Annotated in this window: 11 protein-coding genes and 1 tRNA gene; 1 reads left to right on the top strand and 11 read right to left on the bottom strand. The window is 33.4% G+C overall.

The window, feature by feature from the left end:
* Window positions 1-15 precede the first annotated feature (15 nt).
* The 3 genes from V7719_RS12775 to V7719_RS12765 form a co-directional block, all read right to left on the bottom strand.
* Window positions 16-1209: a DegT/DnrJ/EryC1/StrS family aminotransferase gene (locus V7719_RS12775; protein ID WP_335730308.1), complete on the bottom strand. Its 1194-nt coding sequence runs from the start codon at window positions 1207-1209 to the stop codon at window positions 16-18.
* Between the two features lie 6 nt (window positions 1210-1215).
* Complete coding sequence (locus V7719_RS12770; protein ID WP_335730307.1) at window positions 1216-1629, bottom strand: hypothetical protein; 414 nt, start codon at window positions 1627-1629, stop codon at window positions 1216-1218.
* 75 nt (window positions 1630-1704) lie between these two features.
* Complete coding sequence (locus V7719_RS12765) at window positions 1705-2334, bottom strand: nitroreductase family protein (protein WP_335730306.1); 630 nt, start codon at window positions 2332-2334, stop codon at window positions 1705-1707.
* A 178-nt stretch (window positions 2335-2512) separates the two neighbouring features.
* Between V7719_RS12765 and V7719_RS12760 the strand changes: the two genes are divergently transcribed.
* Window positions 2513-2597 (top strand) — tRNA-Ser (locus V7719_RS12760).
* Window positions 2598-2704: 107 nt separating this feature from the next.
* Here the strand turns inward: V7719_RS12760 and V7719_RS12755 are convergent.
* The 8 genes from V7719_RS12755 to V7719_RS12720 all read right to left on the bottom strand — a co-directional run bounded on the left by V7719_RS12755 (window position 2705) and on the right by V7719_RS12720 (window position 14346).
* Window positions 2705-4477 (bottom strand): efflux RND transporter periplasmic adaptor subunit, encoded by a 1773-nt coding sequence (locus tag V7719_RS12755; RefSeq protein WP_335730305.1) that lies wholly within the window; start codon window positions 4475-4477, stop codon window positions 2705-2707.
* 2 nt (window positions 4478-4479) lie between these two features.
* Entirely contained in the window at window positions 4480-5190 is a 711-nt protein-coding gene (locus tag V7719_RS12750) for a hypothetical protein (RefSeq protein WP_335730304.1), read from the bottom strand.
* A 1-nt stretch (window position 5191) separates the two neighbouring features.
* Window positions 5192-5782, bottom strand: a complete 591-nt coding sequence (locus tag V7719_RS12745; RefSeq protein ID WP_335730303.1) for a DUF2911 domain-containing protein — start codon at window positions 5780-5782, stop codon at window positions 5192-5194.
* Window positions 5783-5792: 10 nt separating this feature from the next.
* Window positions 5793-8285 carry a heavy metal translocating P-type ATPase gene (locus V7719_RS12740; RefSeq protein WP_335730302.1) on the bottom strand — a complete coding sequence of 831 codons (2493 nt, stop codon included), beginning with the start codon at window positions 8283-8285 and terminating at the stop codon, window positions 5793-5795.
* Between the two features lie 74 nt (window positions 8286-8359).
* Complete coding sequence (locus V7719_RS12735) at window positions 8360-8920, bottom strand: helix-turn-helix domain-containing protein (protein ID WP_335730301.1); 561 nt, start codon at window positions 8918-8920, stop codon at window positions 8360-8362.
* A gap of 19 nt (window positions 8921-8939) precedes the next feature.
* Window positions 8940-9332, bottom strand: a complete 393-nt coding sequence (locus V7719_RS12730) for a heavy metal-binding domain-containing protein (protein WP_335730300.1) — start codon at window positions 9330-9332, stop codon at window positions 8940-8942.
* A 75-nt stretch (window positions 9333-9407) separates the two neighbouring features.
* Window positions 9408-10643, bottom strand: a complete 1236-nt coding sequence (locus V7719_RS12725) for a TolC family protein (RefSeq protein WP_335730299.1) — start codon at window positions 10641-10643, stop codon at window positions 9408-9410.
* A 1-nt stretch (window position 10644) separates the two neighbouring features.
* Window positions 10645-14346 (bottom strand): efflux RND transporter permease subunit, encoded by a 3702-nt coding sequence (locus V7719_RS12720; RefSeq protein ID WP_335730298.1) that lies wholly within the window; start codon window positions 14344-14346, stop codon window positions 10645-10647.
* Window positions 14347-14388 lie beyond the last annotated feature (42 nt).

Genomic DNA, 14388 nt, shown 5'->3' with positions numbered 1-14388 from the left:
AGGGGTTAAAACCTTTTAAATTGAAGCTTCAATTACTTCTACCATTCTAGACGCTCTTTCGTTAACTTCGGCTTCAGTCCAAGATAATTTTATCAAGCATGAGATATTACGACCTATATAATGGTCGGATTGCTCAAATGTTTTATTCTGAAGATTAGCTAAACCTTGTTTAATTTCCGAAGACATCGGAAACAGAGATTTTATATTTTTAAGATGATCCCATTTTCGAATATAATGCCAATTATTATCATAATAATTCCAACAAACATCTATATCATTAGCTTTAAAAGCTTCAGTCACATTTCTAGCAACTTCCAAATCTGGTAAAAAGAAATTCAAAAAGGCATAACTCTCCTCTCCTCCTTTTGGTACTTTTCTGAACGTTACTCCTGGAACTCTTGCAATAGCATCCCTAAGTATGGTATAATGCTTTTTTTGGATGGCAATAAACTCAGGTAGACGCTTAACTTGTGCTAAACCAACAGCTGCGTTTAATTCCGAAATTCTGAAATTATAACCTAAAAACGGATGTGTTTCTGCGCCTCTATCATTTCCATCATGGTCATGTCCATGATCACTATAATGATCGGCATTGATATAATAGTCCTTATTATTGGTAATTACTGCTCCACCTTCACCACAAGTGATGGTCTTTACAAAATCGAAAGAAAAACAACCTAAATCACCAATACTTCCCAGTGGTTGCCCATTATATGTTCCACCAATAGCTTGACAAGCATCTTCTACAAGTAAAAGATTGTGTTTTGTACAAATAGCTTGAAGTGCATTTAAATCACCCATACTTCCACACATATGGACTATCATAACTGCTTTAGTCTTTGGAGTAATTGCAGCCTCAACAGCTTTTGGATCTAAGGTCAATGTGTCATCAATATCAACTAAAACAGGAATGGCTCCTAGCATCAATATCGCTTCAAAACTAGCTACAAACGTGAATGAAGGCATGATAACTTCGTCACCAGCTCCAACTCCAGCAGATGCCAATGCAACCGAAACTGCAGCTGTTCCACTAGACACTAATTGTACATGTTCTGTCTGGAATGTTTTACAAAGTTCACTCTCTAATTCTTTCGCTTTCCAATGACCGTTACGCATACCATCAAAGCCATAACGCATTAAAACGCCGCTATCTAATACATCATTGACCTCTTTGCGTTCTTGGTCACCAAATAATTCAAATCCAGGCATCTATAATTATAATTTTGAATTTACGAGAGCGATAAAAGTCTCTATATTTTGAGCAGTAATATCTACAAGAGGATCAATAATAGTTTTACCATTTTTATCAATTAATGATAACCCAGGAGCACTAGTTTGTTTCGTGTAGTGAATTCCTAACCGGACATTAGGCGATTGTTTATCTGAAATATCTAATTTCAATAATATCATCTTTGAAGCCCATCCATTATAAGAATCAGAATTAAATAATAGATCTTTCAAAGTTTTATATGCTTCAGCCTTTTGATTATCAGTCACGAAAACCAGAACTGGTTTATTTTGAGTTTCAGATTGTTTTAGAGCAACTTTATTATCCGATAACCAATTTTGCTCTTGAGCAGACAATTGGATTGTAAAAGCAAATAATAAAATGAATATGATTTTTTTCATTGTAATTTTCGGTAAATGCGAATTATCTCGCGATTGTAATTAAAACAAATATAGTGAACTCATTTAAATTTTTAATTATAGTTCTATTACTGCTTCATTGATTGGTTTTCTCACTTTTTTTAGGTCTGCAAACATATCATCTTCCGATCTATAACCAACAGGTAATAATAGAACCGATTTTAAGTTCATTTCCTTTAATTTCAAGATATCATCGTAAGCTTTAGGAGTAAAACCTTCCATTGGACAAGCGTCAATTTGTTCGATAGCACAAACCGTCATAAGGTTTCCAAGAATGATATACGCCTGCTTCACTGACCAATCTTGGCGTTCCTTAACAGACATACCTTTCATCATTTTTTTTAAATCTTTACGATAAGTCGATAAAATGGTTTCGGGAGTTGCTCTAACATCTTTTACGTTATCGAAATGTTCATCAACATCTTCAGAAAGAATATTATCTTTTATACAAATAACCAACAAGTGAGAAGCCTCAAAAACTTGCTTTTGATGATAAGAATGTTCTACCAACGCTTCTCTTATAGCTTTGTCTCTTATAATCAACAAACTAATGGTTTGCAATCCAAAAGAAGTTGCGGTTAGATTAAAGGCTTGCTTGAGTATATTTAATTTTTCTTCAGAAAGAATTTTGGAATCATCAAATTTTTTGGTGGCATATCGCCATTTCAATTTTTCTATTGTAGTCATATGAATCGCCCCTATTTCTGCAAAAATAAGGCGAGGATATCTATTTTAAGGAGTTTATTCTATAAAATAATTCAATAGCATTATCAAAGGCTTTAAAAAAAGCAGATTTTACTTGAAAGAAATAAAAAAGGGTTCTATATTTGCATCCGCATTCAGGGAATACCTGATGAGCACACTAGGAGAGTTGGCAGAGTGGTCGAATGCGGCAGTCTTGAAAACTGTTGAGGGTCACACCTCCAGGGGTTCGAATCCCTTACTCTCCGCAAAAACCCTTGTAATCAATTGATTACAAGGGTTTTGTTTTTTTTAGTCGACAATATCCTTGATAATACTATCTGTTTTATTACTATCCATATATAGATTATTAGAATTATTCGATAACACGTTTCACACTTCCACATTTAAGCATTGCATCACCATAATAAGGATTTAACACTTGCTCTTCCTTACTCAACCAATACGCACCATTATTGTTATCTGCCATAGGGCAAAATTGGCTATACACCTTTTCATTTATTCCAAAGGTTTCAATAGCTCCTGTTAACTGTAATGATAAATTCTTAAAATGACTTCTTTGGGCTTTTATATCTGATCCTTTTGAAATTGAAATAGCGGCTGCTTTTATTTCTTTTTCTAGAGACATCCAATCGTTATGACCCTCTTTATCTGTTAACAGTTTCATATCAACTTTAGATAAATTATCTAATAGTCTTTTTGATTCTATCATTACAGTATTTACATCATCATTAACTAAAGCATCTTTCAATTTGATATAATCATTGAAAACTAATTTCAATTGATTTTGAAAGCCATTCGATACTTTAATTCGTTTATTCATATTGGAATGATCCTCATTGTCTACTGAAGCAGTATCTTCCATTCCAAGATGACCTTCGTGTCCAGTCATCGTTTTTCCACCTTCTTTATTCATCATGGACTTTTTGCCTTGCAATTGTGCAGAAGCATCAACTGTAAATGTACCATTGGTAACAATTTCATCTCCGCTTTTAAGTCCATCAATAACTTCGTATAGCTCTCCCAATTGTTTCCCTATTGTTATTTCTTGCATTTCAAAAATTGGTTCATTAGGACTTGTTTTCAAATAAACAACCGAGCGTTCTCCTGTCCACAATATTGCTGATGAAGGAATCATTAAAAGCTGTTCTTTTTCAGACCTATTATTTTCAATATTGCCTTCAACAAACATTCCGGTTTTAAACTCACGATTTATATTGTTTAAAACGACTCGAAGTTTAACGGTTCGTGTAGCTGAATTAAATGTTGGATCAATAAAATCTACCTTCTTATTTAATTTTTTATTTGGGTAAGCATTAGTAGTAACCGTAATATCTTGCCCTTTTTTAAATAGCTCAATTTGATTTTCAAAAACGTCAAACATAGCCCAAACTGTATTTAAGTTTGTGATTTTCAATAAGGCTTGACCTTGTTTTACATAGTCTCCTTGCGCAACTAACTTTTCCGAAACCGTTCCTGAAACGGTTGCATATATAGGGAAGTTTTGTTTTACTTTTCCTGATGTTTCAATTTGATTGATTTGGTTTTCAGAAATTTTCCAAAGTTTTAATTTATTACGAACCGCTTTATATAATGCAGGTTGAGACTCTTTTAGTGTTGAAGCCGTAATTAACTCTTGTTGTGCTGCAAATAATTCAGGCGAATATATGGTTGCTAATAATTGTCCTTGCTTTACTTCTTCTCCTGTTGAACCAATATTTAAACGTTCTATTCTTCCTGAAAAATAACTTGCCTGCACAACGTTAGCGTCTTCATTTTCTGCAATCTTGCCCGATAACTTTATAGTAGAATTTTTGTTTGTATTATTACCAACAACAGACGTTTGAATGTTAGCCAATGCCATAGCATTTTTGGTTAGCTTAAACTCGTCAGCATTTAGCCCTTCAGCACTTGTTTCGGCAGGAATTAAATCCATTCCACAGATAGGACAATCGCCAGCTTCAGGTAGCATTATTTGTGGATGCATAGAACAGGTCCACATTTGATTAATCTCCCCTACTTCATTGTGATTATGTTCTACCTCGTTACTAGACGAACTACCAAAAAATAACCAACCTAAAAGCAAACCAACTACTAATATTCCTGAATAAATTATATATTTCTTCATCTCTATTTATTTTTCCTTTTTAATAATTTTTTAATTGTTGGGGAGCTTGTAAAACCTAACAAAAAGCCACTTAAAACAGTAATTAATCCTAATAGTGAAAAGGCTCTTAATACAATTGTATTGAAGTTATCTCTACCCTCATAATCCATAGTATGCGTCATCCATAAAAAATCAAACCATCGCCAACTACGATGCCTTACGGTTTGAAATTTTCCGTCATTTATTGATACATAAGCTTTTAAAGCCTCGTCTGTTTGATAGGAAATAACATAAGCAGGCAATAACTTTTCTCTGTATTCGTGATGTTTACCAGCCTTATTAATTTGTTCAATAGCTGCTATTTCTAAACCACTTTTCATATAATTTTTCGCGATATAAAGAGCTTCTTTTTCTGTTATACTTTTTTTGACTATTCCATCGATGGCATTAACTAATTGAGAGTTGTTTACCCAATAATATGGCACATTATCTAAATCCCTCATCTCTATACTTTTAATTCCTCCAGATATATTAATTTCTGATGGACTAATAAGGTTGTTAAATGCTTTAGGCACATATTCCAAGTTTTTAAAATGGTCACCGTGAATATCATCAATATCTGTCCAACTAAAGTATAGACCGCTAATAGTCCAAAACAAAAATTGAATCCCCAAAAACAAACCCAAATAGCGATGTGTTTTTCTAATTTTTAATGCTGTATGCCTATTTACCATCTTATTGATTAATTTTAAAAGGAAAGCTAATTGTTACTTTTTCCCAAGCAAGAGATATCGTTCCTTCTGTTTCACTAATCTTATTTACTTTATATTCTAAATGCTCAATAATTTCATCAGAAATACTTGGTATCACTGTAAATCGTATCACATCATCATTCTCATCATAGTCATCTTTCCCATGTTGATTCCAATTTTTATTAATCATTATTGTCCAATCCTCTTTTGATGGAATTGTGAAAAATCCATATTTTCCTTTAGAGAGAACTACCCCATTTATGACTAAATCTTTATTAGTTTCTATCCAAGTGGCATTATGTGCACCAGCTTGCCATACATTATCATAACCAACTAATCCGCCAAATATGATTCTATCTCTAACTCCAGGTGATGAATAATCTATGTGAATATGGGCATCTCCAATCATTGACATAGCAGATGTATGCGGACTTAATACTTTCTTTTTTGGTGCTTCAACTTTTTCAGATGTTGTAACATGATTTTCATGGTCCTTTAGATCAGCTTCCTTTTTTTCGTTTTTGCAGCTCAATACTGATAATGTTAATGCAAGTACTATTATTAAATTCTTCATGATTATATAATTATATTTTAATGTTTCTTAATCTTAATGCATTTACTATAACTGACACCGAACTAAAACTCATTGCTAATGCTGCAATCATTGGTGAGAGTAATAGTCCAAATATCGGATATAAAACACCTGCTGCTAATGGTACTCCCAACACATTATAAACAAATGCAAAAAATAGATTTTGTTTTATATTCTTAACTACGCCGTGACTTAACTTTTTAGCTTTTAAAATACCATGTAAATCCCCTTTAACCAAAGTTATTGAAGCACTTTCAATAGCAACATCTGTCCCTGTCCCCATTGCTATACCAACATCGGACTGTGCTAAAGCAGGCGCATCATTAATACCATCTCCTGCCATCGCCACTATTCTACCTTGTTCTTGTAGTGTTTTTATTTCATTGAGTTTATCTTCTGGAAGACATTCAGCTTTATAGTGTATAAGGTTTAGTTGTTCAGCTACCGACTTTGCAGTATTCTTATTATCTCCAGTCAACATTATGACCTCAACACCATTATTTTGTAGTTCTTTAATAGCGTTTTTGCTTGTTGTTTTAATAGCATCGAAAATAGTAACGTAACCTACTGCTTCGTGATCTACTGCTATATATGAAACCGTTTTACCTTGCTCCTGTTCTGCAACAACTTTATTTGCTAAACTTTCAGAAATAGAAATAGCGAATTGTTCTAATAGTTTAGGGTTACCTAAAGCAATTTTTTTGTTTTCAACTGTACCAATAACTCCTTTTCCTGCTATAGCTTCAAAATCGTTTACTTTAGTAATTGAAACATTTTTTGATTTGCCATAGTTTAAAATTGCTTCCGCTAAAGGATGCTCGCTATATTGGTTTAAGGATGTTATGTATTGTATTAAAGTTGTTTCTTCTACACCATCTGTATCTATTACGTTTTCAACTGATGGTTTTCCTTCTGTAATCGTTCCTGTTTTATCTACAATAAGGGTGTCAACCTTATTCATTCTTTCTAATGCTTCTGCATTTTTAATCAAAACACCAGATTGCGCGCCTCTACCAACACCGACCATAACAGACATTGGCGTTGCTAAACCCAATGCACAAGGGCAAGCAATAATTAATACAGCTATTGCATTTACAAATGCAAAAACATAAGCTGGTTCGGGACCAAACACAGCCCAAACTGTAAATGTTATTACAGAAACAAGTAATACAATAGGGACGAAGTATTTAGCTATTCTATCCGCTAACTTTTGAATAGGGGCTTTTGAACGACTTGCGGTGTTCACCATATGAATGATTTGAGAAAGCAAGGTTTCTGAACCTACTTTTTCAGCTTTCATTACGAATGATTTTGTACCGTTGATTGTTCCTGAACTTACTTTATCATGCACTGCTTTATCAACAGGAATAGGTTCACCAGTAATCATAGATTCATCTATACTACTATGACCTTCTACAATACTGCCATCTACAGGTATTTTTTCTCCTGGTTTTACACGTAATAGATTGCCTTTTTCAATGTTATCAATTGCAATTACTTTGTCTTCTCCATCTGAAACTAACGTTGCCGTTGCTGGTACTAATTTTAACAACTCCTTTATGGCACCACTTGTTTGACTATGTGCTCTTGCTTCTAATAATTGTCCTAACAATACTAATGTGAGAATGACAGTTGTTGCTTCAAAATAAACAAATACATTACCGTCAGCAGTTTTAAAATCTTCTGGAAACACATCTGGAAACAACATAGCAAATACACTAAACACCCATGCTATTCCTGAACCAATTCCTATGAGAGTAAACATATTTAGGTTCATTGTCTTTATTGATGTCCAAGCACGTTTAAAGAACATCCAAGTGGCAAAAAACACAACAGGAATTGATAATACAAACTGAATCCAATTCCACGTTTTCTGATCTACAATGGCATACAACGGATTGCTATCTAACATTTCGGACATTGCAATTAGAAATATCGGAACGGTAAAGACCACTGCCATCCAAAACTTTTTTAATAGCTTTTTATAGGTTTTATCTTCTTCTGAAACATCTGCTTCTAATGGCACTAAATCCATTCCGCATATAGGACAAGAACCTGGTTCGTCCTTTACAATTTCTGGGTGCATTGGACATGTAAATTGAGTACTTGAAGAAACTATACTTCTTTCTTCTACCAAGTCCATTCCACAAACTGGGCAATCTCCCGCTTTATCATAGGTTTTATCGTCCTCGCAATGCATTGGACAATAAAATGTACCTGTTCCTTTCCCTTTTTGTTGTTCTTCTTTTTCTTCTTTAATATGATGATGTTCTCCTGACTTATGAATGCTGTAGCTTCCTCCATCATTTTTTAGAGCGTCTTGAAACTTTTCTAGTGCAATATGTGGTTCCATTTCAATCGTTGCTTCTGCCTTTTCTAAATCAACAGTAACTGTTAAAACGCCCTTTACTTTAGAAAGTATTTCTTCAACATGACTGCGACAACCGTTGCAAGTCATTCCGTGTATGTGATAACTGTGTTTCATTTTATGTAAGTTTAAAATTCAACGCTAAAGTATTATTGTTGGACAAAAGTTGTTTTTCTAATTATGATTAATTTTTATACAATTTGGTCAAATGCTTTTCTGTTCCAATCTTGTAATTTTTTATATTGAGTCATCGACATTCCAGTGATGCTTTTAAACTGTTTGGCCAAATGGCTACTATTATTATAATTCAGACTAAAAGCAATTTCTGAAAAATTATATTCTTGATGCTGAATGCGTTCTTTAACTTTTTCGATTTTGAGTTGAATTTCATATTTCTCAATAGTTACTCCTTCTGTCTTACTAAACAGTTTACTTAAAACTGAATAGGATTTATCAAATCTTTTCGACAAAAAATAAGTGAGATTATCAGCATTGTCAGTTTCCAACTTCGTTACAAGTGCTATTTTTATAGCTTCTATTACTGTTTTAGATTCTTCTCTTATAATTTCAAATCCATGTGACTTTAAAGCCGTTTCCAATTTTAATAATTTTGTTAAATCCTCCATTGCCTCATACTCGACAAGACCCAGTTCAATAGATTTCACATTAAGTTCTAACACATTAAATTCTTCTAAAACCGTTGATATACAACGGTTACAAACCATGTTTTTAATGTGAAGAATTTGATTCATTTTCTAAATTTTAGATTAATTAATGTTTATGACCGTTTGCTTTATGGCCTTCGTTTTTCATATAAGTCATTCCACATTTTGGGCATTCACCTTCTTTATCACTTCCGCTACCTTCACAATGCATTGGGCATACATACGCAGAGGCGTGCTCTTTCTTTTCAACTTGCTCTGTTTTGGTAGCCGCATCTTTATTTTTCACGTAATCCATTCCACATTTTGGACATTCCCCTGCTATATCGCTTCCGCTACCTTCACAATGCATTGGACACACATAAGCAGATGCGTATTCTTTCTTTTCTACCTGCTCTGTTTTGGTAGTAACATCCTCTTTTTTAGCATCTTTACACGATACTATTGTTAGCATTAACCCTAATACTAAAATTCCTAAAATTGTTTTTACTTTTTTACTCATAACATTTAAATTTTTGGTTTTGAATTCGTGGTTTTTCTTTGAAAAGTTCATTTTAATTGAGTTTGTAATTGATTTTTAATTAGTTAGATAGTTAATAATTGTTGTTTGCAAATACTTTTTTTTGATAGATTCTATTTGGTTGATTTGAAACTTTAACTGTAATTCTTGAATGTCCAAAACATCATTAAAATCTATTGTTCCTGTTTCGTAGCTTTTAACTAAAATAGTTTCGGCATCTTTTGCCTGTTTTAAATTTTTAGTTTGTGTATTGTAACTTATTCTTGCCGAATTACTGTTTCTAATAGCTTTGTCAAGCAAGGCTTCTAACGTATTTGATCGGTTTTCTTTTTGCGCCAAAATCTCTTGTTGTTGTAACTCATTCTGCTTGGTTTTCGATTTGTATTTGTTATTAAAAATCGGAATAGAAATACTTATCATTGGCATTATAATATCTTTTCCGTTATCGCTAAAATTCATATTTGGTCTTTCGGAAACTGCTATATAATCTAATCCAAAACCTAACATTGGGCTGCTCTCTTTTTGATTTAATAATTCGGATTGCTCAACCGATTTGTAGAGTTTGTCATATTTCAATAATTCAGGATGTAAGGCTAAATTTTCTGAATTGATTAAGTTGTTTTCAGAAAGCATTACTAATTTATTGGCAATAATTACTTGTGCGTTTTTATCTCTATTTAATAGTTTGTTAAAGTTGGTTAGTTCAGCTAAATAGTCTTGTTCTAAAATTTGTTTTAACTGCTCCAATTCATTTTGTCGCATCTGCAATCTCAATACATCTACTGCTGATGCTTTCCCAACGGCAACAGAGGTCAATGCTAATTCTTCATAGGTTTTAAGTAAGGCTATGTTTTCATCTAAAATCGCTTGTTTTTCTTTTAAAGCGTATAAGCTGTAGTAAGACTGCGAAATTGATGCTACCAACTTTCTTTTTGCAATGGCCACATCTTCATAAACCGCATCTGCCAAAGAATTTTTATAGTTTTCTCTTGCTGTGATTGAACCAAATGAAGGCAACATTTGTTTAGTAGAAATCTTAAACCGTTGCGCTCCTGTTCGTGTTTCAGGCTCACTTACAAAATAGCCTACGCCTATTTGAGTGTTAGGAAGTGTGTTGACTTCGTTAACTTTTTCTTTTGCAACCTGATGTTTGAATTCAAAAGTTTGAATTTCAGGATTATTTGCTAACCCTTCTTCAATTAGAGTTTCCAATTGCTGTGCATTTCCTTTAAGAACAAAGAGGAAAGAACAAAGAACAAAGACTGCTTTTATGTATGATTTAAAATGTTTCATTTTATTTCTTTTTAAGTTGTATTTCTTGCTTCCAACTGTATAAAACAGGAACAACAAATAATGTGATTAATGCGATAAGCATACCTCCAAAACTTGGTATAGCCATTGGAATCATAATATCGCTTCCTCGACCTGTTGAAGTTAGAATAGGCAATAATGCTAATATGGTTGTTGCTGTTGTCATTAAGCAAGGGCGAATACGTTTCTCTCCTGCTTCTACAATAGATGCTCTAATATCTTTTTTATTTGTAGGTTTATTTCTATCAAATGTTTGTGTTAGATAGGTAGCCATGACAACGCCATCATCAGTAGCAATACCGAATAAGGCAATAAACCCAACCCATACAGCGACACTTAAATTTATAGTGTGCATCTGAAATAATTCTCGCAGATTTTCGCCAAAGAAATTAATATTTAAAAACCAATCTTGACCATATAGCCAAATCATTAAAAAACCACCTGCAAAAGCTACTGCAATGCCTGTAAAAACCATTAAAGAAGTTGCTACGGAACGAAATTGAAAGTATAGAATTAAAAAGATGATAAGTAACGCTAATGGCACTACAACTGATAATGTTTTTTCAGCTCTTATTTGATTTTCATACGTTCCTGTAAATTGGTAATTAATCCCTTTTGGAACAATTAATTCTCCTGAATCTATTTTTGATTGAATTAAGGCTTGTGCATTTTCAACAACACCGACTTCTGCATAATCATTCAACTTATCAAACAGCACGTAGCCAATTAAAAAAGTATCTTCACTTTTAATAACCTGCGCACCTTGTTCATATTTAATGGTCGCTAATTCGCCTAAAGGTATTGGACTCCCTTTTGCAACAGGAACATAAATATTTTTTAAGTCGGTTGGATTAGCTCTCAACTCTCTTGGATAACGAACACGTACACCATAACGTTCACGACCTTCAACCGTTTGTGTTATTTCCATACCACCAACAGCTACTTTTAAAACATCTTGAACGTCTTGTATAGATATACCATAACGTGCAATTTTTTCCCTGTCAATATCGATTAGCAAATACGGTTTACCTACAATTCTATCGGCAAATACAGCTTCGGTTTTAACACCTTCAACTTGTTTTAAAATAGTTTCTAATTGTATACCAAAGGCTTCTATTTGTTTTAAATCTTGACCTTTGACCTTTATTCCCATTGGAGCTCGCATTCCTGTTTGTAGCATTACCAATCGGGTTTCAATAGGTTGTAACTTTGGTGCAGAGGTAACGCCTGGTAATTTTGTTACTCGTACGATTTCATCCCATATATCATTTGCTGATTTTATTTGCGGACGCCAATTCCTGTAAAACGCTCCATCATTGTCTTCGATTAATTGAGATCTTTCGACAGCGCTCAAGGTGACATTTTCTGTAGTATTTGGGTTTGCGATAAAACGACCATCTTTTAATTCAAATAAGTCATCATCATTTACTTTATAGCGTTGGCGTTCTCCATCTTCATTTAGCATATATTCAGGTTTATACTGAATTAAATTTTCGTACATCGACAGAGGCGCAGGATCTAATGACGATTCTACACGTCCTGCTTTACCAACAACGGTTTTTATTTCAGGGATACTTGCAACAGCCATATCTAATTGCTGTAAAACACGTTTATTTTCTTCTACACCAGAATGTGGCATTGATGTTGGCATTAGTAGAAAAGAACCTTCATTAAGTGAAGGCATAAATTCTTTACCTGTGTTTTTCATTATTAAAAATCCACAAATGACAATAGCAGTAGGAATAGATAGAAATAGTAATTTATTAGCTAAAGCCCAATTTAATATTCGTGTGTAATACCTTCTGAATAATGTAAAAACAGCTAAAAGTCCAAAGCAAATAATAGAGACAAAAACAAGATTCCAAAAGATACTTTTATCAACACCTAAAGGTCGCCAATACTCAGCCAAGAGAAATATAATTGCTGAAACTGAAATTATGATATTACTATAATTTGCTTGCTTTTCTGTAATCTTTTGTTGTGATTTTAAAATGGATGATACTCCAAAACCTATAAGAATAACCCCAAGCCAATACCCATAAATTAGTGCTGTTATTCCTAATAGGATTAGGGCACTATTGATAACAAACCTTGAAACCTTTTTAATGCTCCTCTTTTTAAATAAAAACGAAGCAAAAGGTGGAATTAAAAATAAGGCAACAATTATGGAAGCTGTTAAAGCAAAGGTTTTAGTAAACGCTAATGGTCTAAATAATTTCCCTTCTGCTCCAATCAATGTGAATACAGGAATAAAGCTAATTATAGTTGTCAAAACAGCCGTTATAATAGCTCCTGAAACTTCTGTTGTAGCATTATAAACGACTTCATTTATAGGTGTCTTATCTTTGTTTTCTTCTAAATGCCTAATTATATTTTCTGAAAGAATAACACCTACATCAACCATAGTTCCAATAGCAATAGCAATTCCTGAAAGAGCAACAATATTAGCGTCTACACCAAAGAGTTTCATTGCTATAAAAACCATTAAAACAGCAACAGGTAGTAAGCCTGAAATAAGTATCGAAGCACGAAGGTTAAACACCATAATAATGATAACTAAAATGGTAATGAGTATTTCTAATGTCAACGCTTCGTTAAGTGTGTTTAATGTTTCTTTAATGAGTTCTGACCTGTCATAAAAAGGCACTATTGTGAGTTGAGACGTGCTACCATCTTTTAATACTTTGGAAGGTAAGCCTGCGCTTAATTCATTTATTTTGGATTTTACATTATTAATTACTTCTAATGGGTTTGCACCATATCTTGCTACAACAACACCACCAACAACTTCTGCTCCTTCTTTATCTAAAATACCTCGTCTTGCTTTAGGCGCAAGTGTAACCTTTGCGATATCTTTTATTTTTATGGCTGTAAAATCTTCTGAAACAACAACCGCATTTTCTATGTCTGAAATTGACTTTATATAGCCTAAGCCACGCACTAAATATTCTGCTTGATTAATTTCTAATGTTTGTGCGCCAATATCTTTATTACTCTCCTTTACTGCTTTTACAACTTGGTTTAAACCAATGTTATATTGACGCATCAATTCTGGGTTAACGTCCACTTGATATTCTTGTACATAGCCACCAATTGAAGCAACCTCTGAAACACCACTTGCAGATGAAAGCGCATATTTTACATAATAATCTTGTATGCTTCTTAATTCGTGTAAATCCCAACCTCCTGTTACATTACCTTGTTCATCACGACCTTCAATAGTATACCAAAATATTTGACCTAATCCTGTCGCATCAGAACCTAATGATGGATTAACCTCATCGGGAAGTAAATTGTTTGGCAATGAATTTAGTTTTTCGAGTATTCGGCTTCTGCTCCAATAGAAATCTACATCTTCTTCAAAAATGATATAGATACTTGAAAAACCAAACATTGAGGAACTACGAATTGTCTTAACTCCTGAAATTCCTAATAAAGAGGTAGTTAATGGGTACGTAATTTGGTCTTCAATATCTTGTGGCGAACGACCTTCCCATTTTGTAAATACAATTTGCTGATTTTCGCCAATATCAGGAATGGCATCTACCGCAACAGGATTGCTTGGTAAAAACCCTGTTTCCCAATTAAAAGGTGCGTGTATAATTCCCCATCCTATAAATAGAACGAGCATTAAAACTGCTACGAGTTTATTTTCTATTAAAAATTTGATGCTTTTATTTAGCATTTGCTTTGAATATTAAACAGTTAGACATTGGTGTTGCCACAA

It is taken from the genome of Psychroserpens sp., from assembly GCF_036960315.1.
Taxonomy (GTDB): domain Bacteria; phylum Bacteroidota; class Bacteroidia; order Flavobacteriales; family Flavobacteriaceae; genus Psychroserpens.
The sequence above is the reverse complement of the archived record's forward strand: the minus strand, read 5'-3'. Positions and strand labels throughout refer to the sequence as shown.